22 protein-coding genes and 2 tRNA genes are annotated in these 25,297 nt (G+C 41.5%); 11 read left to right on the top strand and 13 right to left on the bottom strand.

Going from position 1 to position 25,297, the window contains the following annotated elements:
- Positions 1–414 (top strand): GFA family protein, encoded by a 414-nt coding sequence (locus F952_RS01065; RefSeq protein WP_004920338.1) that lies wholly within the window; start codon positions 1–3, stop codon positions 412–414.
- 145 nt (positions 415–559) lie between these two features.
- Here F952_RS01065 and F952_RS01060 read toward each other — a convergent pair whose 3' ends face one another.
- The 3 genes from F952_RS01060 to F952_RS01050 form a co-directional block, all read right to left on the bottom strand.
- A complete protein-coding gene (locus F952_RS01060; RefSeq protein WP_004920334.1) occupies positions 560–892 on the bottom strand; it encodes a HopJ type III effector protein in 333 nt (110 codons plus the stop codon).
- Positions 893–1,158: 266 nt separating this feature from the next.
- Complete coding sequence (locus F952_RS01055; RefSeq protein WP_004920331.1) at positions 1,159–1,407, bottom strand: type B 50S ribosomal protein L31; 249 nt, start codon at positions 1,405–1,407, stop codon at positions 1,159–1,161.
- A 91-nt stretch (positions 1,408–1,498) separates the two neighbouring features.
- A complete protein-coding gene (locus tag F952_RS01050) occupies positions 1,499–2,800 on the bottom strand; it encodes an ABC1 kinase family protein (protein WP_004920327.1) in 1,302 nt (433 codons plus the stop codon).
- A 247-nt stretch (positions 2,801–3,047) separates the two neighbouring features.
- Here F952_RS01050 and F952_RS01045 point away from each other — a divergent pair, with 247 nt between their 5' ends.
- Together F952_RS01045 and F952_RS01040 are read left to right on the top strand one after the other, a co-directional pair.
- Positions 3,048–4,304, top strand: coding sequence for an SfnB family sulfur acquisition oxidoreductase (locus F952_RS01045; protein ID WP_004920325.1), 1,257 nt, complete (start codon positions 3,048–3,050; stop codon positions 4,302–4,304).
- Positions 4,305–4,343: 39 nt separating this feature from the next.
- Entirely contained in the window at positions 4,344–5,594 is a 1,251-nt protein-coding gene (locus F952_RS01040) for an acyl-CoA dehydrogenase family protein (RefSeq protein ID WP_004920321.1), read from the top strand.
- 62 nt (positions 5,595–5,656) lie between these two features.
- Here the strand turns inward: F952_RS01040 and F952_RS01035 are convergent, their stop codons facing one another.
- Both F952_RS01035 and F952_RS01030 read right to left on the bottom strand, forming a co-directional pair.
- Entirely contained in the window at positions 5,657–7,006 is a 1,350-nt protein-coding gene (locus tag F952_RS01035) for an MATE family efflux transporter (RefSeq protein ID WP_004920318.1), read from the bottom strand.
- A 28-nt stretch (positions 7,007–7,034) separates the two neighbouring features.
- Positions 7,035–7,496 carry a DMT family transporter gene (locus F952_RS01030; RefSeq protein ID WP_004920316.1) on the bottom strand — a complete coding sequence of 154 codons (462 nt, stop codon included), beginning with the start codon at positions 7,494–7,496 and terminating at the stop codon, positions 7,035–7,037.
- Between the two features lie 118 nt (positions 7,497–7,614).
- Here F952_RS01030 and hemW point away from each other — a divergent pair, with 118 nt between their 5' ends.
- The gene (gene hemW, locus F952_RS01025; protein WP_004920314.1) at positions 7,615–8,772 is read left to right on the top strand and encodes a radical SAM family heme chaperone HemW; all 1,158 of its coding nucleotides are present in this window, start codon (positions 7,615–7,617) and stop codon (positions 8,770–8,772) included.
- A 123-nt stretch (positions 8,773–8,895) separates the two neighbouring features.
- On the opposite strand, the gene F952_RS01020 is transcribed toward hemW, so the two are convergent.
- Positions 8,896–9,651, bottom strand: coding sequence for an SDR family oxidoreductase (locus F952_RS01020; protein ID WP_004920312.1), 756 nt, complete (start codon positions 9,649–9,651; stop codon positions 8,896–8,898).
- Between the two features lie 127 nt (positions 9,652–9,778).
- Between F952_RS01020 and F952_RS01015 the strand changes: the two genes are divergently transcribed.
- The gene (locus F952_RS01015) at positions 9,779–10,675 is read left to right on the top strand and encodes a LysR family transcriptional regulator (protein WP_026056986.1); all 897 of its coding nucleotides are present in this window, start codon (positions 9,779–9,781) and stop codon (positions 10,673–10,675) included.
- Positions 10,676–10,730: 55 nt separating this feature from the next.
- Here the strand turns inward: F952_RS01015 and ahpC are convergent, their stop codons facing one another.
- The 5 genes from ahpC to F952_RS00990 all read right to left on the bottom strand — a co-directional run bounded on the left by ahpC (position 10,731) and on the right by F952_RS00990 (position 17,332).
- Positions 10,731–11,294, bottom strand: a complete 564-nt coding sequence (gene ahpC / locus F952_RS01010) for an alkyl hydroperoxide reductase subunit C (RefSeq protein ID WP_004920306.1) — start codon at positions 11,292–11,294, stop codon at positions 10,731–10,733.
- Between the two features lie 210 nt (positions 11,295–11,504).
- A tRNA-Lys gene (locus tag F952_RS01005) sits at positions 11,505–11,580 on the bottom strand.
- Positions 11,581–11,688: 108 nt separating this feature from the next.
- Positions 11,689–11,764 (bottom strand) — tRNA-Lys (locus tag F952_RS01000).
- 120 nt (positions 11,765–11,884) lie between these two features.
- Complete coding sequence (locus F952_RS00995; RefSeq protein ID WP_004920304.1) at positions 11,885–13,726, bottom strand: long-chain-acyl-CoA synthetase; 1,842 nt, start codon at positions 13,724–13,726, stop codon at positions 11,885–11,887.
- A gap of 189 nt (positions 13,727–13,915) precedes the next feature.
- Positions 13,916–17,332, bottom strand: coding sequence for an Rne/Rng family ribonuclease (locus tag F952_RS00990; RefSeq protein WP_004920302.1), 3,417 nt, complete (start codon positions 17,330–17,332; stop codon positions 13,916–13,918).
- 734 nt (positions 17,333–18,066) lie between these two features.
- On the opposite strand from F952_RS00990, the gene F952_RS00985 reads away from it, so the two are divergent.
- From F952_RS00985 to F952_RS00970, 4 genes are all read left to right on the top strand, one after another.
- Positions 18,067–18,999: an RluA family pseudouridine synthase gene (locus F952_RS00985; protein WP_004920299.1), complete on the top strand. Its 933-nt coding sequence runs from the start codon at positions 18,067–18,069 to the stop codon at positions 18,997–18,999.
- The gene (locus tag F952_RS00980) at positions 18,996–19,661 is read left to right on the top strand and encodes an HAD-IA family hydrolase (protein ID WP_004920297.1); all 666 of its coding nucleotides are present in this window, start codon (positions 18,996–18,998) and stop codon (positions 19,659–19,661) included. The genes F952_RS00985 and F952_RS00980 overlap by 4 nt, the downstream gene beginning before the upstream one ends.
- A gap of 79 nt (positions 19,662–19,740) precedes the next feature.
- On the top strand, positions 19,741–20,436 hold the full coding sequence (locus F952_RS00975) for a helix-turn-helix transcriptional regulator (protein WP_004920293.1): 696 nt from the start codon (positions 19,741–19,743) through the stop codon (positions 20,434–20,436).
- 51 nt (positions 20,437–20,487) lie between these two features.
- Entirely contained in the window at positions 20,488–21,093 is a 606-nt protein-coding gene (locus tag F952_RS00970; protein ID WP_004920289.1) for a glutathione S-transferase family protein, read from the top strand.
- A 46-nt stretch (positions 21,094–21,139) separates the two neighbouring features.
- Here the strand turns inward: F952_RS00970 and F952_RS00965 are convergent, their stop codons facing one another.
- Together F952_RS00965 and hcaR are read right to left on the bottom strand one after the other, a co-directional pair.
- On the bottom strand, positions 21,140–21,814 hold the full coding sequence (locus tag F952_RS00965; protein WP_004920287.1) for a DUF1345 domain-containing protein: 675 nt from the start codon (positions 21,812–21,814) through the stop codon (positions 21,140–21,142).
- Between the two features lie 120 nt (positions 21,815–21,934).
- On the bottom strand, positions 21,935–22,831 hold the full coding sequence (hcaR, locus tag F952_RS00960) for a DNA-binding transcriptional regulator HcaR (protein WP_004920283.1): 897 nt from the start codon (positions 22,829–22,831) through the stop codon (positions 21,935–21,937).
- A gap of 353 nt (positions 22,832–23,184) precedes the next feature.
- Between hcaR and F952_RS00955 the strand changes: the two genes are divergently transcribed.
- On the top strand, positions 23,185–24,162 hold the full coding sequence (locus F952_RS00955; RefSeq protein ID WP_004920280.1) for a cation diffusion facilitator family transporter: 978 nt from the start codon (positions 23,185–23,187) through the stop codon (positions 24,160–24,162).
- A 55-nt stretch (positions 24,163–24,217) separates the two neighbouring features.
- The gene (locus F952_RS00950; protein ID WP_004920276.1) at positions 24,218–25,270 is read left to right on the top strand and encodes an MBL fold metallo-hydrolase; all 1,053 of its coding nucleotides are present in this window, start codon (positions 24,218–24,220) and stop codon (positions 25,268–25,270) included.
- Positions 25,271–25,297: the final 27 nt, after the last annotated feature.

The raw sequence follows: 25,297 nt of genomic DNA, 5'->3' as shown, positions 1-25,297 counted from the left end.
ATGTCACAAGCTGCATTATTGACGGGAAGCTGTTTATGTCAGGGCATTCGTTATGAAATTTCAGGTCATGGCTTGGGAGACATCATAGAATGCCATTGCCAGCGTTGTCGTAAAGCCAACGGCACGGCTTATGCCACTAATACCCCTGTGCATGTAGATGATTTTAAGATTGTGCAAGGTGAGCACTTGCTCAAAAAATATCAATCGACCCCGACCACACAGCGCTGTTTTTGTAGTGAATGTGGTTCACCAATTATGAGTATTAAAACCGATACGCCTGAATATTATCGGCTAAGGATTGGAACACTCGATACCAAAATCGAGCAAAAACCGAGTATGCATATTTTTGCGGCGCATAAAGCAGAGTGGGATACCATTACCGATGATCTGCCACAATATGCTGAACGACCTTAAACTTAAATGGTTTTTGATAGTCCATGTTTTTCATACTGAATAACATGCTTAAAGATCTATAACCATGATGGATGGCATGAATTAATTTTAAGAGACAAATAAAAAACCCAGATGAGGAATCTGGGTTTTTTATGCGTTTATTATTTTATTTGGCCTGAAGTGCCTCACCTTCAAAAGTCACACCATCCCAGCCATGTTGCATAAACTGACGGATATTTTGATGATCTGTACCTTCTGGTGTATTTAAAACAGCAGCATAATGCTCTGCAAATAAGCTTAAAGTTTCAGTCTGATTTAAACCTTCAATTTGTGCCAATGAAAATACTTTTGCACTCCCTTGGTTTTCAGTGGCTGCATTCTGTTGTTGACCATTTTTAAAAGCTGTTGGCTGATGTTCAAAACGCGATTCGATGTAAGCTAAAACGTCAGCAAATTTGGCTTCACCATTTTGAAGCTGTTTTAAAAGTTCTTGTACCATGGGGTTCCGTCATTCAATTGCATATCAAAAGTAGGATCAAGCATACCATTGAATGGGGCGATATCCGCCTGAAAGACGATGAAAAATGAATCAGAAAATCATGCAGATGAATAAAACTAAAATGAAATCTTTGAGATTGTGGATAACTTAAGCTTTATACACAGACGGTATAAAGAAAATGTAGACAAAAAAAGAAGCCCAGGTGGAGGAGATAGTTCCATAGGCTTCCAATACAATAAGTTTAGATGAATAAACTTAAGGAAAAATTAACGTTTGAAACGGCTAAAGCGTTTATTGAATGTGGCAACACGACCTTCATTGCTTGCTTGACGTACTTCACCAGTGTAAAACGGATGCGATGCACTTGAGATATCAAGTGTGACGTAAGGATAAACCTTACCTTCGTATTCACGTGTTTGTTTGGTTTGGATGGTACTACCAATAATAAAATACGCGTCTGCATTGGTATCGTGGAACAAAACTTGTTGATACTCTGGATGGATACCTTGTCTCATATTAACCTCAAATTTATTCTTGCCTAACTATGTAATGTTATATTATTTCATTTTGTATAGTCAATGATCTCTATGCAGATACCTGTATCAATTAGTTAATGGTGGTTGGTACCAACTCTTCAAACAAATCGCTTAAATCATCATGCACTTTTAAATGAATCAGATTCCAGTAATGACCAGAAATAGTTCGATTGACCATCAGCGTATCTGGTGAAGGCTTGAATACATCCCAGTATTTTAAAGATTTTTTTACAAGTGTTACACCATCATGATGTGCTGAATTTTCAGCAAAATCGTAATGTGTAGTAAGAGGACGTAATAGCACTTCTAACCATTGTAAATAAAGCTCTTCTGGGAATAATCCCTTATCCGAGAGCGAATGCAAGGCATCCAGATGATTTTCAATGGCGGTAATATCTTGCTGGCGAGCAGCTTGTACCAAATGTTTAAAATGACTAACGATATCGCTACTTAATGTTTTAACACCACCAAAATCATAAATGATGACAGTACCATCCTCACGAAATGCAAAATTGCCAGGATGAGGGTCACAATGGAAACGTTTAAGGTAAAAAATTTCTTGTCCGAGTGCACGAATGAGACGTCGACCAATTTGATTTCGAGTTTCAAGAGGCCAAGTACTTGCAGTTTCAATGGAATCGCCACGTTCCAGACTCAATGTCAGAATACGTCGTGAAGAATAGTTCTTGTATACAGTCGGAATAATGATTTTATTATCTAGTTGTTGATGAAACGTTTTAAAGACTTCAAGATTTTGAGCTTCAATTTCATAGTTTAGCTCGTCAGACAGACTGTCCTGAATTTCTGTAAAAAGTTGATCCTGAAGTTTTTTATCAATCTTGATCACACCCATCAAGCGTAAAGCAAGACGAACCTGTTTTAGATCACTTTCACAGGCTTCATCAACGCCAGGATATTGTACTTTGACCACAACTTCTTGTCCGTCTGGCAAAACAGCCCGATGTACCTGACCAATTGATGCTGCGGCAAAAGGTTGTTGATCAAAAGACTGAAAGGCCTGGAGTAGCGGTTTACCGAGCTCTTTTTCCACTTGCTGTTGAATTGCGCTGAAAGGAACGGCTGGTGCCTGACGCTGTAATTTTGCGATGGCTTTGGCCACTTCGGGTGGGAAGATATCTTTATATTGTGAGGCAATTTGCCCCACTTTCATGACCGCGCCTTTCATTTCACCCAGAGTATCCGCAATCTGGATGCCAATATCCTGAAAAAGTTTGGTTTTTGAGGCAAGTTTTTGCTCATCATCGGCAGTCAGATTACGGATGGAGTTGGAGACCGTTTTGGTTGCAATACTTGCCGTCATGCCTGCAAGCTTCATAAAACGTCGACTCGGTGAGCTCGCATTCTTTGCCATATTAGATACCTTCGCATAGCGATTTTTCAGTTTTGATCATAGGTGACATTAAATTGATTGCATAGTTGAAATTGTTTAGATGCTGTTAATACCACAATGTAAACAAGAGCTTAAATAAATACAATTTTCTGAAAAGCTTTGCAAAAAACAATTCATAAACAATGCGTTAATCTCTATAAGTGAGCCCATTTTTTGGTGTTATGTTGTTGTCACAAATAAGCACAATTCATCAAGAGGGTAGATCAGAATGAGTCATTTAAATGTCGCTCATAGTGAAGAATATCGAGCAAATTCTGTGCCATTTAATTTTTTTGAGCACACACAAGATGCGCACATTATTCGTTCAGATGAAGAAGCAGTTGAAACTGCAAAAAAGCTCGCACAAACATTTGCCAAAGAAGCATCGTTGCGTGATCAGGAGCGCCGCTTACCATTGAATGAAATCCAGCAATTTTCACAAAGTGGATTATGGGCGATCACTGTCCCTAAGTCATTTGGTGGTGCGGGCGTCAGTTATCGGACTGTGGCAGAAGTGATTAAAACCATTTCAAGTGTGGATCCTTCTCTGGGTCAGATTCCACAAAATCATTTAGTATTTATTGAGCATTTGCGTTTGGATGCGAGTCCAGAACAGCAAAAGTTCTTTTTTAATCTGGTGTTAAAAGGGACACGTTTAGGCAATGCCTTTTCTGAAAAAAATGCAAAAACTGTTGCAGATTTAGAAACGACCATTCGCAAAACTGACAAGGGTTATGAAATTAATGGGCAAAAATTTTTTGCTACAGGGGCTTTGTTGGCACATTGGATTCCAATCGTTGCAGTGAATGAGGATGGCTTGCCCGTTGCAGCATTGGTACCACAACATACTTCAGGTGTAAATATTATTAATGACTGGTCTGGTTTTGGGCAGCGCACAACAGCAAGTGGAACGGTTGAATTAAATCAGGTTGAGGTCAATGAAAATTATCTGGTGCCTATTCACCATGCATTTGAACGCCCAACGCCAGCAGGTGCGATTTCACAGTTTATTCAGGCAGCAGTTGATGCAGGAATTGCACGAGGTGCAATTGAAGAAACGATTGGTTATGTCAAAACACATAGTCGACCATGGATTGATTCAGGGCTTGAACGTGCAACTGACGATCCTTATACCATTGCCAGCATTGGTGATCTAAAAATCAAGTTGCGTGCTGCCGAAGCTGTTCTGGATTTGGCAGCCGACCAGATTGATCAGGCAATTGTACAACCTAGCGAAGAAAATGTCGCACAAGCGACCTTACTTGTGGCGGAAGCAAAAGTACTGACTACTGAAATTGCTTTGTTGGCAAGTAATAAGCTATTTGAGTTATCAGGAACACGTTCAACCTTGTCAGAGCTGAATCTGGACCGCCACTGGCGTAATGCACGAACTCACACATTACATGATCCTGTGCGCTGGAAGTATCACATTGTGGGTAACTATTACTTAAATAATGTACAGCCGCCACGCCATCCGTGGAGTTAAGGAAAAAGCTAAAACAAAGATAAAAATGAGGATTAAACCATGAGTCAATTTGAACATATTCAAGAGCAGCTTTCTTTAGGTGCAGATTATGAAACGGTTGCAACCAAATTTCGCCCTATTTTTGAAAAAATTGCAGCAGGTGCTTTAGCACGTGAACAGCAACGAATTTTGCCTTTCGAGCAAATCGAATGGCTTAAACAAGCAGGCTTTGGTGCAGTACGTGTACCTGTTCGTTATGGCGGGGAAGGTCTTTCTTTACCTCAGCTTTTTCAGTTGCTGACTGAGCTGGCGAAAGCTGATTCCAATATTGTACAGGCATTGCGTGGACATTTTGCTTTTGTCGAAGATCGTTTGATTGCACATAAAACGCAATCACAGCAAATCTGGTTTCAGCGCTTTGTTGCAGGAGACCTGGTTGGAAATGCCTGGACTGAAGTGGGCAATGTACAGATTGGTGATGTCATTACCCGAGTTACTCAAAATAGTGTAGGCCAGCGTATTGTGAGTGGCGAAAAATATTATTCGACAGGGAGTATTTTCTCTGACTGGATTGATCTGTTTGCATTTGACGAAGTGAGCCAGCAAAATGTGATTGCAGCGATTAGTCGTCATGCGCAAGGGGTCGAGATCAAAGATGATTGGGATGGTTTTGGTCAAAAAACAACAGGAAGTGGCACCATAACCATTGATCAGGTAGAAGTACCTATTTCACATATTTTGCCGTTTGATCAGCGTTTCAAATACCAGACTGCATTTTATCAGGTAATTCATCTGGCTACATTGTCGGGTATTGCATACGCTGCTGTAGAAACATTTAGTCAGGAAGTGCGGGATCGTAAGCGTATTTTCAGTCATGGCAATGCCGATCTGGTACGACATGATCCTCAAGTGTTACAAGTCATTGGTAAGGCATCTGCACAGGCCTATGCCAGTGAGGCCATTACCCAACGTACTGCTGAGGCATTACAGCGTGCCTATTTAAGCCATTTTGCTGAAGACGGTGAAAAAGAGCATCAGGCCAATATTGATGCAGAGCTTGAGTCTGCACAAGGGCAGGTAGTGATTGCAGAATTGGTTCTTGGCTTAACAAGTCAATTATTCAATGCTTTAAGTGCATCGGCTGCAAGTACCAGTAAACAACTGGATCGTTTCTGGCGTAATGCAAGAACGGTATCATCTCACAATCCACTGATCTATAAAGAAAAAGCGATTGGGGATTGGGAAGTCAATCGGGCAGAATTACCTTTTGTCTGGCAAATTGGCGCAAGTCCACAAGCAAAATCTGCCTGATATTCTGCTTCAAATCCTTTCAATGGATTGATGACCTTAATCCGTTGGAAGGATTTCTTTCTTTATGATTGTTGCGCCAACTTATGGTTATTGCGATATAAACGCATCAAAAGTAAAACGCAGGCAATGCTTAAACCAGTGATTAAACCCAACCAAACACCCGCAGGCCCCATTTTTGCGACACGTGCGAGATAAGTTCCAACTGGAAATGCAACGACCCAATACGCAATCAGGGTGATCCACATCGGACCTTTGGTGTCCTGCATGCCACGAAGACAGCCTGCGGCACCCACTTGCCAGGCATCCATCAATTGATAAGCCATCGCAAAAAGTAGTAAATATAAAGCAATATCAAATACGGCTGGATCTTGGGTATAAATTGCGACAATTTGTGGGCGTGCAAACCAGATCAGGCTCATGGTACACATAGCAAAAAAAGTGGCAGTTGCAAGTCCGAGTTTCTGTACGAGACGCATGGATACCCAGTTTTTTTCTCCATAATACATTCCCACCCGAATGGTCAGTGCAATCGCCAGTGACATCGGAATCATAAACAGTTGCGATGTGACCGACATGGCAATCTGATGCGCAGCGACCAATGTATCACCCAGTGGACTTAATACAATTGCCCCTGTACTAAAGATACTGACTTCAAAAAATACCGCTAATCCAATGGGCAAACCGAGTTTTAAAATACGTTTGACTAACGTGAGATTGATTCTTTCCCAATGACTAAACACTTGAGTGCTTTGATAGGCTTTGGCACGATATATATAGCTGGCCAGTGTGATCAGCATCAGCCATTGTAAAATGGCAGTTGCAAAACCACAGCCTGCACTGCCTAAGTGCGGTACAGGGCCGATACCATACATAAAAATATAATTCAGTGGAACCAGCACAACCAGTGCTAATAGACTGATGACGGTGACTGGTCGGGGATAGCCAAGTGCCTCGGAATAGCCCCGTAACGCAGCATACATGGTCACTGCGGGCATGCCAAAACCAATGGCATGTAAAAACAAGCCAGCTTTGGGCTGTAAACTTTCGGGAACGCCCAAGATCGGCAGTAAAAAAGGCATGAGTTGTAAAATCAGCATCGCGATCACACCAAGTGAAACCGCAACCCACAATGACTGGCGAACAATAACAGGAATATGTTCTGGCGTTCTGGCGCCTTTTGCTTCCGCGACCAAGGGGGTAGTTGCAATCATGATGGCACTAAATAGCAGCATGACTGGCATCCATAAGCCAACACCAACCGCAATTGCAGCCAGATCATTGGCAGATAAATGTCCTGCCATGATGGTATCGATGAGCCCCAAACCTGCTTGCGCAAATTGCGTAATCAAAATTGGCCACATCAGGTGGAATAGCTGTTTTAACTCAAAGCGGAAGCCCGCAACTTTTGCCACAAAAAATACTCATCTATCAATATAAAATTTAGCGTTGAAAGGTAAAAATTACCCCAATAAAAATCATCAGTGCCCCAATTAGCCGCTGCCAGTTTACAGGCACTTTGTCTGTGCCAAGCCAACCAAAATGGTCCAGAAGCATCGACATGGCAATTTGCCCAAAAATGATCAAACCCGATAAGGTGAGAAAGCCGAGCTTCGGTGCAGTATAAATGCTCAAACTAATCGCATAAACCCCTAAAAATCCACCTAACCAGAGAAACCATGGAATTTCGAAAAGCTGAGAAATGGAGGGTTTTTCTGCATCCTGAAACATGACGAATACCCCCAAAACGATTGTCCCGATCAGAAACGAAAAAAAAGCTGCTTGTAAGGGAGAGTCCAAATAATCTCTGAGTTGAGTGTTTAAAGCGGTTTGCACTGACATTGCAATGCCGATTCCAAGTGCCAAAGGTAAAAGCAAAACGAGTTGCGAGGAGATTTTTAGCATTATTATTCCATATTGTGTTTTTGGTTATTTTTAGTCTAAAGCAATTCGAACGGCTTGAGCGTATGTGATTGCTATAGTCATGTTAAACTAATGCAGTTTCATTGTCTGAGCACACTTTTTGACTGTTTTACTTAACCCTGCCGAAATTCCACTGTCATTATATATCCATATGCCGTGGTGTGTACGTAAGTGTCCTTACTGTGATTTTAATTCACATGCTGTGCCTAATGGCGCTTTATCACTGGAGCTAGAGCAACAATATTTACAGGCATTGGTGGCTGATTTTGAAACGCAGGTGAAATTTGTTCAGGGACGCAAGATTCATAGTGTCTTTATTGGCGGAGGTACGCCATCGCTGATTTCTGCCCAAGGTTATCAATGGCTGTTTGAAAAAATACGTGCTTTAGTCGATTTCGAACAGGACTGTGAAATTACATTAGAAGCTAATCCAGGAACGGTCGAACATGATCCTTTTGCCGATTATTTAGAAGCGGGAATTAATCGGTTATCGCTTGGGGTACAAAGTTTTGATCAGGATCATTTAGAGCGTCTCGGGCGTATTCATAGTTCAGAGAATGCAATTGAAGCGATCAAATTGGCAAAACAGGCGGGTTTTGAGCGTGTGAATGCCGATTTAATGCATGGATTGTCACAACAAACTTTAGAGCAAGCGTTACTCGACTTAAAACTTGCGGTAGACAATGGCGCAACACATATCAGTTGGTATCAATTGACCATTGAGCCCAATACCGTTTTTTTTAGAACTCAGCCTGTCTTACCACAAGATGAAATTCTTGAACAGATTCAACGACAAGGTGAGCAGTATTTAAAAGCACAGGGTTTTAGCAATTATGAAGTTTCTGCATGGCGCAAAGAAAAACCTTCAGCACATAATTTGAATTATTGGCAATTTGGCGATTATCTGGCGATTGGCGCAGGGGCACATGGCAAAGTCACACAACCTGATGGTGTTTATCGGTTTCAGAAAACGCGTTTGCCTAAGGATTATCTCGCTAAAGTTCCAGCCGAGCATGTACAGTGGAAACGTATTGAAGCAGATGAATTACCATTTGAATTTATGATGAATGCACTGCGTTTAAATGAGGGTGTAGCGACAAACTTGTATGAGCAGCGTACAGGATTATCACTGGTCGATATTGAGCCTGCCCTAAATGCTTTGCGTCAGAAAAAATTATTGGTGAATGATCCCGAGCGAATTGCCTGCACCGAGCAAGGGCATCTGTTTTTAAATTCAGTCTTGGAAGAATTTCTATAATTTTTCTCTAACACCGTCATTTTTAAAATCGGTCCATGTGATTGAACATATCTCAGTAAAATCACGATGTAGTCTTCAATAAAAATGGCTAGGGAATAGGGCTTCCCTAGCCAAGTCGAATCATTAACGTGTGGTATAACCCCCATTCGCAAAAATGGTTTGACCTGTAATCCACCAGCCTTCAGTAACCAAGAAACGTACCAAAGGTTCGATATCTTCAATTTTGGTGAGGCCGCCAAGGGCAGAAGCCGATTTGTGATAAGCCACAGCTTCTGGTGCTTCCTGACCATAGAAAAATGGCGTATCCATTGGGCCTGGTGCAACAGCAGTCACAGAAATACCACGCTCACCAAACTCTTTAGAGGCGGCGCGGGTGTAGTGTTCCACAGGTGCTTTTAAACCTTCATAAGTCGAGTAAAGACCCGTATAAGCTGCCAATAATGAAGTGACAATAGTACAGATTTTACCGCCATCATTCAGATGACGACCTGCCGACTGGATAAAGAAGTAAGCAATTTTAGAGTTGATATCACTCATTGAATCAAATTCAGTTTCGGTGGTTTCCAGAAACGGTTTTTTAAGAACTCGACCCACAGTATTGATGGCAATATCGATACCACCAAAATGTGCTTTGGTTTTGACAAATAGCGCTTCAATACGATCAATTGAACTCAGATCACCTTGTAATAATATGGCATCTGCACCTAGTGCTTGCACATCAGCCAGTGTTTTTTCAGCGTCGGCTTTAGTGGATTCACTGTTGTAATGAATTGCCAGTTTTGCACCTTGCTCAGCAAATTTTCTTGAAATTAATCCACCGAGATTTTTTGCACCACCAGTAATTAAAACCACTTTATTTTTAAGTGTTTGAGCAGTCATGTTGTTTCCCTTTTGGCTGTAAAACCATAATCACAATTAATTTGATTGAAATTCAGTCTAAATTTCAATCATGTAATGATCAATTGTGCTAATTTGGTTTCACTATTCAGAAAACACGAACAATATGATGGATCGGTTACAACAGTTTGAGATATTTATAGAGGTTGCCAAACGAGAAAGTTTTAGTGAGGCTGCATTACGTCTAGATCTACCACGCTCTACCGTTACGGCCGCGATTCAAAATCTGGAAGCAAGTTATAAAGTTCGTCTTTTTCAGCGAACGACGCGTCGAGTAAGTCTGACGCAGGATGGTAAACGAATTTTGCCAGAGTGTCAGAATTTGCTAGCCGACTACCAGCTTTTAGAGCAAATGATCCAGACACATCATCAGGATTATCAGGGCATTATCAAAGTGGATATGCCAAGCCGAATTTCACATCAGATTGTTGTACCTGCAATTGGTGATTTTTTTCAGCAATATCCTCATATTCGGATTCAACTCCATAGTTCAGATCATTTAACTAATTTAGTTGAACAGGAGGTAGACTGTGTTGTGAGAGTCGGAATCTTGGAAAATAGTAGTCTGATTGCAAAAACAGTGGGTCATTTAAGCATGGTAAATTGTGCCAGTCCTACATATTTACAGACATTTGGTGTACCCCAACAGCTTAAAGATTTGCATCAACATCAGTTAGTCAATTATCAGAATGGTGTGGGCGATCAACAAGGTACCTTTTTTTATGGTGATCAATACATCAAGTTAAATACTAGATTGAGCGTAAACAATACCGAAGCTTATATACAAGCAGCTCGTGCTGGTTTGGGAATTATTCAAGTACCGTACTATGATGTCTATCAGGATCTTTTGAGTGGAAGGCTGGTTGAAATATTAAAAGACGATGTCTGTCCATCCTTGCCTTTAAATGTACTGTATCCGAATCGACACTATATTCCGCGCCGTCTGGATGTATTTATGAGTTGGCTGATTCCATTATTGCAACGGCAGTGCTGTATACGATCTTAAATACAAAAACCACTTCCTGTTTGGGAAGTGGTTCATAGCTTAAAGTGATATAGGTTTAGATTTTACCCACTAGATCAATCGATGGTGCAAGTGTTGCATCACCTTCTTTCCATTTGGCAGGACAGACTTCACCTGGATGATTGTAAACGTATACGGCTGCTTTTACTTTACGTAGCAGTTCTTGTGCGTCACGGCCAATTCCACCCGCATTGATTTCAACAATTTGGATTTTACCTTCTGGATCAATTACAAATGTTCCACGATCAGCCAAACCTTCAGCTTCAATTAAAACTTCAAAGTTTTTAGAAATGGTCCAAGTTGGGTCACCAATCATGGCATATTGGATTTTACCAATGGCATCTGATGTATCATGCCATGCTTTATGGGTGAAGTGAGTATCTGTAGAAACAGAGTAGATATCGACACCTAGCTTCTGAAACTCTGCATATTGATCTGCAAGGTCTTCAAGTTCCGTTGGACACACAAAGGTAAAGTCAGCAGGGTAAAAAAATACCACAGACCATTTTCCTTTTAAGTCAGCTTCGGAAATATCGATAAATTGACCATTTTGATATGCAGTCGCTTGAAAAGGTTTGATTTCGGTATTGATTAAACTCATTATCTTGATCCTCTTAATGGCGTGAGAAAGTTCTTAATGTGGCAACCAAGATAACGCATTTATATAAATCGTAAAAACAGAAATTTTTTATAAAATTGATCGGATATTTGAATTATTTGATTTTTGGCGTCATGAAACATTCATGGTTAGGTTGTAAAATTCTAAACAAAAAAAAGCCTTAACATGATCAGTTAAGGCTTTTTTAGAATCTGGTGGGTCGTCCGCGACTCGAACGCGGGACCAACGGATTAAAAGTCCGCTGCTCTACCAACTGAGCTAACGACCCTGAGTGTTTTAAAGCAAGGCTTTAAACGCATTGTAAGATGAGATCGTCTCTTAATCTTACAAGAAAGAAGGTGGTAAATTATCTTCTTTCATCAGATCAAACAATAAATGGTGGGTCGTCCGCGACTCGAACGCGGGACCAACGGATTAAAAGTCCGCTGCTCTACCAACTGAGCTAACGACCCTGTATCGTTTGATGGAGCGTATTGTAGCAAGTTATTCAGCTAACACAAGAGGAAAATTCAAAACAATTGCATGACTGTTTATAAAAAACACGATTTCCTCATGTTCAGCTAAAAAATGAACTAAAAACGGTACTTATATGCCTGGATGTTATCAAAAATCTCTGAAGTTACCTCACAATAAGCACTTTCACCTGGTAATAAAACCAGTAAACGTTCTTCTGTTTTGCTTGGATCAAATGCCTGTTCTTTGAGTTTATTCTTCTGATATTTAAATGTTCCTGTCGTTTCGACCGTTTTTTGTACACGTAAAAATACAGGAATGGCATATGCAGGTAAACATTTTTTAAAGGTATTCACCATCGCGCTCATATCTTCATCGTTGAATTCGGCCTGATCGTTAAGCGTAATAGCGGCCATTCCTGCACGTCCGTTGGTATTTGGAATTTCTACGCCGTATACCACCGCCTCTACAATCTTCTCGTATTCACACAGCATATTTTCAACTTCAGTGGTTGATACATTTTCACCTTTCCAGCGGAATGTATCTCCCAAACGGTCTACAAATTGAGCATGACGGAAACCAATATCACGCACCAGATCGCCCGTATTGAAATATGAATCACCTTTCTTAAAAACATTCTTAAGAATAACCGATTTATTTTTTTCAGGATCGGTATATCCATCAAAAGGTGATCGACGCGTGATTTTACCTACCAGTAAACCGACTTCACCCGTTTTCACTTTCTGGCAGTAGCCATTTTGATCACGAATAGGTTCATTTTTCTCTTTATCAAAGGCAATTACTGCGTAAGGGGTAGGTGAGAAACCAACGGTATTGTCAAAATTAAAGATATTGCTAAACCCGACGTTGCCTTCACTTGAGGCATAGAGTTCAAGAATTTCTTTTACGCCAAAACGCTGCTTGAATTTATCCCAGATATTGGGGCGCATGCCATTACCGATCATTTTGGTCACACGATGATGACGGTCAAGCTCGGAAGGAGGTGCATCCATTAAATAACGGCATAGTTCACCCACATAACCAATAGCAGATGCATTAAATTTTTGTACATCTTTCCAAAATGCGCTGGTGGAGTATTTTCGGCGCAATGCCAGTGTTGCACTACCTGCAATCACGCCGCACCAACACACCACAATACCTGTCGCATGATACATTGGAAGAGTCACGTACATGACATCATTTTCATCTAGCGCCAGTACGTGGCCATAAGTACCATAAGCCAGTGTCCAGCGGCTATGGGTAAAAATTACAGCTTTAGGTAATCCAGTTGTTCCTGAGGTATAAATATAAAATAATCCATCTTTGCCTTGCACAGTCTGCGTGGTTGGCGGATTAAATTTTGGGAAATGATCGATTTTTTCTGCCAGATTGATGTAGTCACGTGGTGCAGAGCCCGCATCTTGACGAGTGGCCTGATTGGCAAACCAATGAAAGCGATCCTGCGCAAGATTCAGATCTTGTTTAATTTCATCGACACATTTACGGACTTCTTCACCAACAATCAGTGCAATAGGTTGAACCAGATTAATACTGTGGGTTAATACTTTGCCTGTTTGTGAAGTATTGACCAATGCAGCAGTCACCCCAATTTTGGCAAGCGCCACGATGGTTGCTAACAGTTCAGAACGGTTTTCTACCATCACCGCAATGACATCACCTTTACGCGCACCTAATGATAAATAAAAGTGTGCGATCTGGTTTGCCCATTCATTCAGTTCCTGATAGCTATAGCGTTCATCTTCAAATAGTAAAGCCATACCATCTGGATTACGTTTGACTGCTTTTTCAAAAGCGATACCTAAACCAGCAGGGGTGCTTGGGGTTCTTAAATAGGCTTGCTTGAGACCATTGAGGAGATGAGGCACCTTTGGAATCAGTTGAGGAATTTTTGCGGCAACAGCGCCAAGCGTAATGATGTCGGTCTGTGTGGTCTGGCTCATATGCATCCTATTTATTTTTCGATTAATCCAATCAGGTTTACGTGTCTATAGCAAAATACGCAGTTTAATCTACAACTGTTCTTTTACGAGATATGTTGTAGTGCAATCAACCTAATCTGACAAAAGTATCAAAAAAAACCTAGTCACCGAAATGACTAGGTTTGTTTTATTGACCTGCAATTTTGCAAATCATTCAGTGCCAGTTGATGTTTTCTTCGGTGGACGACCACGAGGACGACGAGGACGAGCGATTTTTTCTTGCTCTGTACTGGTCTCTTTAGGTGCCGATTTTGCCGTAGCTTTACTGGTTTTTCCTTTAGCTTGCGGCGTCGTTGCAGTTTCTGCTTGCTCGATTTCAGGTAACGAGGCTTGTACCGCATCGTGCTGAGGCTGCTCAGCTTCAACCGCTATTTGCGAAGTTGCTGCTACTTCCTCGGTAGAGGCTTCTTGCACTATCGTAGCTGTTGGTTGATCTACAACCGCTTCTACTAGAGCTATAGCTTCTACAGGCGTTTCTATGCTCTTAGGCGCTTCTTCAACCTGAGACGTTGCAACGGCATCAGCAGCAGGCTGTTCCTTTGAACCGATCTGTGCCTGTTCTGCTGCAAGTTTAGCTTGTTCATGGGCCTGCTCTGCAGCCTGTTTTGCCAAACGACGACGTTCACGTGGATCGTTGGCAACACGGCTAACCGATGCTTGTGGTGGTGTAAGCGGCAAAACAGGTGCTGGCTCAACTTCTTCAGCAGGTTTGCTGTTTGGAAGCTCTACATCACGGGTGACTGGTTTTTTGTCTTCCGTAGCGTTGGCAACTTCACTCACCACCAGCGTTGCTGCATATTGCTCAGTAAACTTGAGCAAAGCGCGGTTAAACGTTGGAACAAGCCCAAACTGTTCAATCAGAACCGTACAGTCTTCACCATACACATGACGAATTAGACTGCCAATACTGTACTGAGCTAACTGTGGAACCTGTGACGGTAACACTTTTGGTGTTTGCGCTTTTGCTTTTTGTGCCTCGCGTTGCTGACGGCGACGCATACGTGGATCATTACTTGCACGTCTAACCTGTGTTGATGCAGAGTCAGTGCTTTCAGTCTGTTTAGACTTGGTCTCTGCTACAGCAGGTTCAACCTGGGTTGCTGCTTTAACTTTATTTTCTGGTAAAGTTTTAGCTTCAACAGGTTCAGACTTCATTACTGGTGCAGTTTTTACCGTCTCTTTTTGCTCAGTCAATGCCACGATTTCGCTTTGAGATTCATCTACATTGATGACTAATGCAGTAGCTAAAACTTCATCACGTGGTACATCGATCTGATCAACACGGACTTGGCGTTCATCTACTACAGGTGCAGTTGCGTTAGCTGGTGCTTTGGTTTGAGCTGTTTCTTCGCTCAATACGCTTTGGTCACGATAGCGATTTGGGCGATTTGGACGTTGTTGATTACGGTCACGACGTGGAACTACAGCTTCTTCAGTCTGCTGCTGTTCATTGTGTTGTTCAGAAGGTGATGACTGATGACGTTTTTGATGACGTTTTTGCTCACGCTGTTCCTGACGAGACAGTTGCACGGTTTCTTCATGTATTTGTACCTGTTGTGGCTGCTCTTGTACATGATTGTGCTGTTCACGATGCTCTTTATGCTTGCGCTTTTTGTTGTTCTGACGTGATTGTTGCTGTGGCTTCTCGTCTTTCTCAACCTGTTCGCGTGCATCATGCTTAGTCGTGTTTTGTGACATATAGGCATTGTTTGATGGCACTGCCACTGGTGCTGTTTCTGCAATCGCAGGAACATGTGCAACCTGACCAAACTGACCACGGCTCACGGCACCATTGTTAACCATTTGCTCAATTGCAGCAGCTGCATTTTGTGCTGAGCGTGATTGATCAACGGTTTGAGCTTGTTTTTGTACAAAAAGATTTTCAAGCCATGCACATGGGCTTGCCGCTTTTACTGGTGTGGCAGCAGGAGCAGATGCTGGTGATGCAGGTTTTTGCTGGTTTTTCGCTTTAGACGCTTCTTGTGAAACAGGACTTGCATGCTGATGCTCTGTATCTTCAAGATGCCAGCCAGATGATTCATAACCCAGTTCTTTTTCACTTGAACGCGTTGCTTCAGTACGTTCATAACTTGATGGTGCAAAACCTTCAGGATTGTACTGGATTTCGTAATGCGGTGTTTCAAGGTGTGGGTGAGGCAAGACAGTGACACGTACACCCGAAGTTTGTTCAAGATAAACCAAACTATGACGTTTTTCGTTAAGCAAAAATGCTGCAATTTCTACAGGTACTTCAACTTGAACTTCACCATGACGTTCACGTAATGCAATCTCTTCAACTTTACGCATGATTGAAAGTGAAAGTGAACGCAGGTCACGTACCATGCCTGTGCCATGACAACGTGGACAAACATAACCAGTCGCTTCTTCTAGAGAAGGGCGCAAACGTTGACGGCTCATTTCCATCAAGCCAAAGCGTGAGAGCTGACCAAATTGAATGCGCGCGCGGTCACTTTGCGTTGCTTCACGTAATTTGGCTTCGACCATACGCTGGTTACGGTCTTTAGTCATATCAATAAAGTCAATGACGACCAAGCCACCAATATCGCGTAAACGCAATTGACGGGCAATTTCTTCTGCTGCTTCTAAGTTGGTATTAAGAGCAGTTTCTTCAACATCATGACCACGAGTCGATTTGGCCGAGTTAATGTCGATCGAAACAAGGGCTTCGGTTTGATCAATCACGATTGAACCGCCAGAAGGTAGTTTTACTTCACGTTCGTATGCGGTCTGAATTTGACTTTCAATAGCAAAATGAGCAAACAGTGGTTCATTGAGCGTGTAAGTTTTCAGTTTATCAAGCTGACGCGGCATCACTGCTTTTACAAAGTTATAGGCTTCGTTATAGGCTTGTTCGCTATCGATTAGGATCTCAGCAACGTCATCACGCAAGTAATCACGGATGGCACGAGTAACTACACCTGCTTCCTGATGAACCAGCATAGGTGATGGCCCAGAATTTGAGGTGCTCTGAATTTGGCTCCACAAATCTAGAAGGTGCTGTAAATCGAGTTGCAATTCTTCTTGCGAACGACCAATACCCGCAGTACGTACAATCACGCTCATGCCACGAGGAACATTCAGTGAGGCCAGCATTTCTTTTAGTTCTTCACGCACTGAACCCGAAATTTGACGGCTAATACCACCACCTTTAGGATTATTTGGCATGAGAACAAGATAGCGTCCTGCAAGCGAGATAAAGGTAGAAAGCGCTGCACCTTTGTTGCCGCGTTCTTCTTTTTCAACTTGAACCAGAAGCTCGGTACCTTCAGTGATCAGTTCACGGATATTTGAGGTCTGACGTGGGTCGGCATGCAAGTAAGAACTTGCAATTTCACGCATAGATAAGAAACCTTGACGCTGTGCACCGTATTCGACAAATACAGCTTCCAAAGACGGTTCTACACGTGTGACATGACCTTTGTAGATGTTCGATTTTTTTTGTTCGCGGGTACGATTTTCTAAATCAAAATCGTAAAGACGATTACCAGTGATAAGTGCAACGCGGACTTCTTCAGCGTGGGTTGCATTAATCAACATACGTTTCATGGGTGTGACACCTAATAGTGACTCACTCAGATCACTGCGATGATCAGCTGCACAAACATCAATCCTTTATGGTTCAGGACTGGATCTCAATAAATGTGGTTCCAATCATGATGAACAGCTAGCGCATAATGCTTCAGTTCAATATCTGTCTTGATGTCGGCGATACTGCTTTAACTGTCAAAACAGTTAAAGTGCCCGAGTTGCTTCACTGGCGGATAAGCGGTGTATTGGATGATAACTTTCACTGTCACTGAGCTTGAAGATCCTTCTTGTGAAGTCTTGATACGGAATGTTCATCGTATCAGTGCTATTTGGCAGTTCCAATACATCAACACTTTAGCCTGAAGATATCCTCATGGCGCAATGTATCTGATGTGCATCAGTTTACGTTTAATAACCAACGTGAGGGTTGGCGACATATTTCTTTAAACAAACTGTTGTGCAAATGCACAATTAAACGCGACAGTTTGTTTTTTGCCGATATAATAAGCCTTCGGCGTGGGCATATTCTTTTGGGACCTATCCGAGTTTTTGGTGAAGCCTTGACCGAATCATAATTTCAAACTGAGTTGAAATTATTTCGTTTTTTGTTCACTTACGGTGGTATCCGTGCGCTGACTATATCAAACCTTGCACGATCTGCCTATGGGCTAATTGAAAGTTTCTTGTGAAATCAAGTAGCTAAATGATCATTTTTTATTCAAATTTCATCTTTTTCGGGTTTTAATTACTGTATGAATTCTACGCAACAATGGCAAAGTGTCACTTGGTTTGAGGTGGACGAGCACCAGGCAGGTCAGCGAATCGATAATTTTTTGTTTACCCGATTAAAAGGCGTACCTAAAAGTCGTATTTATCGCTTGATCAGAGAAGGGCAGGTACGGGTCAATAAAAAACGAATCAAAGCTGAAAGTAAACTCAGTATTGGCGATCAAATACGTGTTGCCCCGATTCGCTACGAACAAAAAGATGAAAGCGATGCGCCAGTCAGCGATCAGGTTGCCAAAAGCCTGCTCAACCGCGTGGTGTATGAAGATGAGGGTTTACTGGTGGTGAATAAACCATCGGGGATCGCCGTACATGGCGGAAGCGGTGTGGCATACGGTCTGATTGAAGCCATGCGAGCGGCCACTGGAAAAAAATATCTAGAATTGATTCACCGAATTGACCGTGATACTTCGGGGTTGGTCATGATCAGTAAAAAGCGCAGTACGCTCAAGTTACTGCAAGATTTATTGCGCGAGCATAAAATTCGTAAAACTTATGCCGCACTGGTGAAAGGACAGGTGAGTCTGGATCAACAATTGATTGATGCGCCGTTATTACGTTATGAGCTGTCCAATGGTGAGCGTCGTGTACGTGTCTCCAAAGAGGGTAAACCGAGTAAAACAGAATGGCGAGTGGCTGAACGATTTAAGGAAGCGACTTTGGTATATGCTTCTCCACTTTCTGGACGTACACATCAGATCCGTGTGCATGGTTTAAGTATTGGTCATCCACTGGTAGGAGATGATAAATATGGACATCAAACTGTCTATTCAGGTCCAGAAGCGCGTCGTTTATGCTTACATGCGATGCGTCTTGAAATTCCAGGCTATCCTGTGATTGAAGCACCGCTTGCAGAGGATATTCAAAGCGTTGTAGCGCAGTTGAGAGCACGTAAATGAAGCGTCCAGAACTGATTATTTTTGACTGGGATGGCACCTTATTTGATTCCGTGGGACAAATTGTTGCGAGTTTGAGATTCGCAGCAGATCAATTCAATCAACCACTCACCGATGAAGCTGCACAAAGTATTATTGGTCTGGGTTTGCCAGAGGTCATGCAAGCCCTATTTCCACAGGTTCCTCATCTGCATCAGGAGATTTTGGTACATTATGGTGAGCATTATGTAGAGAATTCTAAGCATGATGCGTGGTTTGAGGGTGTAGCCGAGTTATTACATGATCTTAAAGCACAAGGCATAAAACTCGCTGTAGCAACAGGCAAAAGCCGTCGTGGGTTAGATCGAGTGCTCAATAAAACACAAAGTCATGAGCTGTTTGATATTACGCGTGCAGCCAGCGAAACCATGTCTAAGCCTCATCCACGCATGCTAGAGGAAATTTTGCAGGTCACACAAGTTGAAGCTCAACATGCCATTATGGTCGGTGATAGTAGTTATGATCTTGAAATGGCCAAGAATATTGATATGCCACGTGTTGGGGTCAGCTATGGTGTACATGAGGTTGACGTGCTGCAACGCTATGAGCCTTTGACAATTGTAGATAGTATTGCAGAATTGCATCATTATTTAACACAGTTGCTTCAAGAAAAAATCCACGCTTAGATCTTAATTAGGCATCTAGTAAAACAGACAGAGAGTAAACCTCAGCGTGTTTCTCTCTGATAAAAAACTAGAGGTTCAGATGAGTCGTTCAATTCGATTATTGAATTTATTGCAGCATTTGAGAGAAGCCAAATATCCAGTAACCTCACAAACGTTGGCAGCGCAACTTGGCATTAGCCAGCGAAGTGTTTATCGAGATATCGAGACGCTCCGGCAACAAGGAGTAAGAATTGATGCCTGTGCAGGAATGGGATTTCAACTTAAAGAAGATTTTTTTCTGCCGCCGATCACACTCAATGAAACAGAGGTAGAAGCAATTTTTCTGGCACTGCATTGGCTTAAAAGTGTGCCTGATGGTGAGTTACAGTGTGCTTCTTCTTCGGTATTGACCAAACTAAATTCGGTTTTACCCGCTCATCGCCAGCATTTGCTTGAGCAAACGACATTAAGAGCATTTAATGTCTGGCTGCCTGTCGATATGAAAATTCTAGAACAAATCCGAATGGCGATTCGGCGACAAGTCAAGATTTCGGTGATGTATTGGGATGAGCAACAAAGAGAGAGTCATCGTATTTTATGGCCGTTTGCAATGGGATATTTTAACGACAAAATTATGCTGGCTGCTTGGTGTGAGCTGCGGCAGGCATTTCGAAACTTTAGGATTGATCGAATCCAACAACTTCATTTAAGTCAGGAGATTTATCCTCAGTTTAAGCAAAAACTGTTTCATCAATGGTGGACTCAGGAAGTATGTAGCACTACTGACAAGAACTGACAATCGACTGCTCTACACTAGACCGATCACATCAAAAAAGGAGTAAATCAGATGGGTCTTAAACTTTATACCAATAAAGAATCACGCGGTGTCGTGGTTGAGTGGTTACTCATCGAGCTTGGGATCGAGTGTGAGCGGATTGAGGTTGAATATAATACCAGCATGAAATCGCCCGAATATCTCAAATTAAATCCATTTGGCAAAGTACCTGTACTCACTGATGGCGATGTCGTGATCTATGAACTTGCTGCAGTTTGTGCCTATTTGGCAGATAAATTTCCAGAAAAGAATTTAGCACCTGCTCTTAATGATCCGAAACGAGGTCTGTATTATCGCTGGCTATTTTTTATCTCAGGACCATGGGATGCATTGGCAACCGATCAGATGCGAGGTATTCAAATTCAATCTGAACAAAAAATGTTTATGAGTTATGGTGATGAAACAGATGCGTATCGCGCATTGATTCAGGGATTGAATGAAGCACATCCTTATTTATGCGGTGAACAGTTTACCGTAGCAGATGTATGTGTTGGTGCGATGTTGCTTTGGCAAAGCAAAACGGGACAGTTAAAAGCGGATCCTGCGATAGACCGGTATCTTGCGACAATTCGACAACGAGACAGTTTAAAACAGAGTAATTCTATTTTTGCGAATTAAACAGATTTAAAGTGACGAAGGAAAGCGAAGATGCTTTCCTTTTTATTTAATTGGATAAAAAACTGGCTGCGACATTAATACAGATGGCTAAGATCGTGGTATTAAAACAAAATGCCAGAAAGGCATGGAAAATATTGAGCAGTCGCATGGCACGTGACGTGATTGAAACATCAGCAGTTTGTGCTGATGTGCCAATGATGTAACTAAAATATAAAAAATCAGCGTAGGTTGGATCTGCTGTTTTAGGAAAATCCAGACCGTCATCTTTACCTTTACTGCGTGCCATATAAAAATCATGGGCATAGTGCAAAGCAAATACAGTATGCATAAAAATCCATGCCGAAATAATGGTTAACATTGCCAATCCGACATGTTCAATTTCATAAGGACTGTTTTTAGACAAAATGGACAACTGCACCACAATGGCTATCAGACACATGCCTAACGCGAGCAAGACTACAAGCATAATCACCCATTTGCTTTCATCCTGACGTTTGGCTTGTTGTTGCATTGCATCGATATCGACATGCCAGATTAAGCGTATCACATGGGTAAAATATAAAATAACAGCGATATTCCAACTGATCAGGGTGATGGTGGACCAATGCCAAACTGTCAACCATGACAGTGAAAGGGCCATGATTAAGCCAACACACAAAGCAATAAAAAAATGTGGACGTGTATAAATGCTGCTACGAATTTGAGAAAAAAATCGAATCATGATTTTTAACGTCCCTGTATCTTAGGCAATGCTGTGATTTTCAAATGTATAGCATAAATAAATGATTCTTGTCTGAAATCGAATGCGTAGATCTATGACCATAAAAATCATTTAAAATGGTCAATAGCCAGCAGGTTGAAACCATTTGTCCAATGCCTTGATAAATGTCGTTACTGGTGGCGTTTTTGATGCTGATTGGTAAGCCATAAATAAATCAAAATGTGGCAATTCAATATCAAGTGGTCGCATCACACAATTTTCTGGCAAGAGTGTTGACACATAATTAGGTAAAATACTACAGCCCAGATTGAGTGCCACAGAAGTAATGTTGGATAAGACAGTATCAGCACTTTGAATAATGTTGAACTGGATCTGATGTTGTTTGGCAAACTGCAAAATATGCTGGTTTAACACTCTGGCCTGATCTGCTGCCGGAATAATAAAATCGATATTGTTTAATGCTTCAAGCGGAATGCGTTCAAGTTTGGCCAATGGATGCTGTTTAGGCAGGATAAAAATGAGTGGTTCACTTAATACCAATTGACTATGGATACCATCACGATGCTGAATATTATCTCGGATAAAACATAAATCGAGTTCACCACGTTTAAGCGCCTTAAGTTGCTGATCGTTATTTAAACTATGGAGTTCAATTCTAAGTTCTGGATGATGCGCACGAAAATTAGGTAACACATGCGGAAATACTTGTACTTCTGCAACAGGAACAAAACCGATGCGCAAACATTGTTGCTTTGCCTGAGAGACTTTGCGTGCCATCATGACCGCTTTATCTGCCTGAGCCAAAGTAAGCCGAGCCTGTTCTAAAAATACAGCGCCTTCTTCTGTGAGCTCCACTTTACGTTTGGTTCGATAAAGAAGTTGTACACCGACGTCTTCTTCCAAATCTTTGATCTGTTGGCTAAGTGAGGGTTGAGCAGTATAAAGTTTTAAGGCAGCTTTACTAAAGTTAAGCTCTTCAGCTACAGTGACGAAATATCGGAGATGACGCAATTCCACTAAGTTAATCCAGAAATGTCTTGCTTGAGCCAGTCTAAAGTATATTAAATCAATAGAAAATCTTTAAAACCGCTTTTGTCATTTATAAAATAAATAGTATTTTGGTCATCATTAATAATTCGATATAAAAAATAAATTCATGAATTAATTCATAAATTAGTTTAATCAAATGCATAAATAAAATGAATGTGACACGCGAATAGGAGTGTTTAAAATACATTTTATATCATTATTTGGCGTTGAAAATAATATTTAGTGGACTAAAAACAATTTTCAACAGTAAAACATTTTAAAATAAAATAGCTTGACGCTATAACATATAAAGATGCCTTATTTAACTGAAAATAAAAATTATGTCTTCATCATCCAGTAAAATTGTTGTATATGCAGCGCTAGTTGGCAATTTACTTATTGCTCTAAGCAAGTTTATTGCTGCATATTTTACCAACAGTGCTGCCATGTTAAGTGAAGCAATTCACTCGGTTGTGGATAGCCTAAATGAGATTTTATTACTCTATGGTTTGAAAAAATCCCAAAAGCCTGCCAATTATCGCCATCCCTTTGGGTATGGTCGGGAATTGTATTTTTGGGCCTTTATTGTCGCTTTACTGGTCTTTGCATTGGGGGCTGTGGTCTCTATTTATCAAGGTGTTTCGCATATTCTTCAGCCTGAAGAAATGAAATATCCATTGGTCAATTATTTGGTTCTTGGTTTTGCAATTTTGTGTGAAGGCGCATCTTGGTGGGTGGCGGTTAAAAATTTTAAAAAAATGAAAGGTTCATTGGGCTATTTTGAAGCATTTAAGCGAAGCAAAGATCCAACGACATTTACTGTACTGTTTGAAGACTCGGCAGCTTTGATTGGTTTGATTATTGCATTGATAGGTATTACCGCGGCACAATTTTTACAGATACCTATTCTGGATGGTGTGGCATCGGTATTGATTGGTGTTGTACTTGCTGTTTCTGCTTTTTTATTGGCACGTGAGACCAAAGGGTTATTATTAGGAGAAACAGCAGATCCAGAGCTACGTAAAAATGTATTACGTATTGCTCAGGACGATGAAGCAGTTTACTCTGCCAATGGTGTCCTGACAGAACAGATAGGTGCGCATCAGGTCATTGCATCTTTGAGTCTTGAGTTTAAAGATGGTTTGATCTCGGATGAGATTGAAAATTGCGTCAATCGAATTGAAGCACAAATTAAACAGATTCATCCTGAAATTGTGGCACTCTTTATTAAGCCCCAATCTAATGAAGTTTGGTTAGAGAGGATGAAAGGACGATTAAATCAACAAAACGGAGAAATAGTCGCTGCTAAAGTTAAATGAAAAACATGCGTAAAAATATGTTTATTTGACCACGAGATGATGACTGAAATCACCTATGAAAGAGAAGCCGACATTAACTTATCAATTGCCGACTAAATCTTGTTTGACCCATACATGGAGTAAGCCTTCTTTTCATTATGTAGATTCTGAGCAAGCGGGGCCAGCCCGTTTCTATAATCAGGTGAAACGTCCGTCTGCGCGTGGTTCGACTGAACTTCTGCGTTGGTTAGCGACGCGTGAATCATACACATGGCAGGTCGACATATCTCGTGAATATGAGCTGCGCCTTAACACGCCTATTGCCATTCCACAAAATCGGCCACATGCCAGCTTAGACGACTGGCAAGTATGGTTTGTTGGTCATGCAACAGTACTGCTTCAGATTGGGCCATATAATTTTATTACCGATCCAGTCTGGTGCGAATATGCCAGTCCTCACCAAGGTCGTGGCCCGCGTCGGGTTTGCCCAGCAGGAATTGCACTGGAACACTTGCCCACAATTCACGCCGTGTTGCTCAGCCACAATCATTATGATCATATGGATCTGGCGACACTGGAATGGCTACATCGTAAATTCGCAATGCCCATCTATACTGGATTAGGAAATCAATATTATTTACCCAAAGACTATCATGTGATTGAGATGGACTGGTGGCAGATGATCCCGTTTCACGATCTCACCATTATGTATACGCCAGCTCAACACGGTTCAGGTCGTGGTATACGTGATCAAGGCAAAGCCTTGTGGGGTGGGTTTTCAGTTATTGCAGAATCAGGTCACGCTTTTTTTGCTGGCGACACAGGTTATGGGCCACATTTTAAAGAAATTTATGAGCGTTGTGGTGCCCCTCGAATTGCATTGTTACCAATCGGAGCCTATGAACCGCGCGATTTGATGCAGTATGTCCATATGAATCCACAAGATGCTCTGCATGCACATCTAGATTTACATGCACAACGAACCATGGCAATTCATTATCGAACATTTCAGCTCACAGATGAACATCGTGATGATCCAGAGCGTGAACTTACGCATCTGTTAAAAACCTCATCTAAATTGGTCAATCCATTTTACTGTATCCGTGAAGGACATAAGCTCACTGTTTAAAGCTTTTTGTTTGCAATAAAAAACCAC

Origin of the sequence: Acinetobacter baylyi DSM 14961 = CIP 107474, assembly GCF_000368685.1 — a bacterium.
GTDB classification, from domain to species: Bacteria; Pseudomonadota; Gammaproteobacteria; order Pseudomonadales; family Moraxellaceae; genus Acinetobacter; species Acinetobacter baylyi.
Note: the sequence above shows the minus strand (reverse complement) of the source record. Positions and strands in the feature narration are given on the sequence as shown.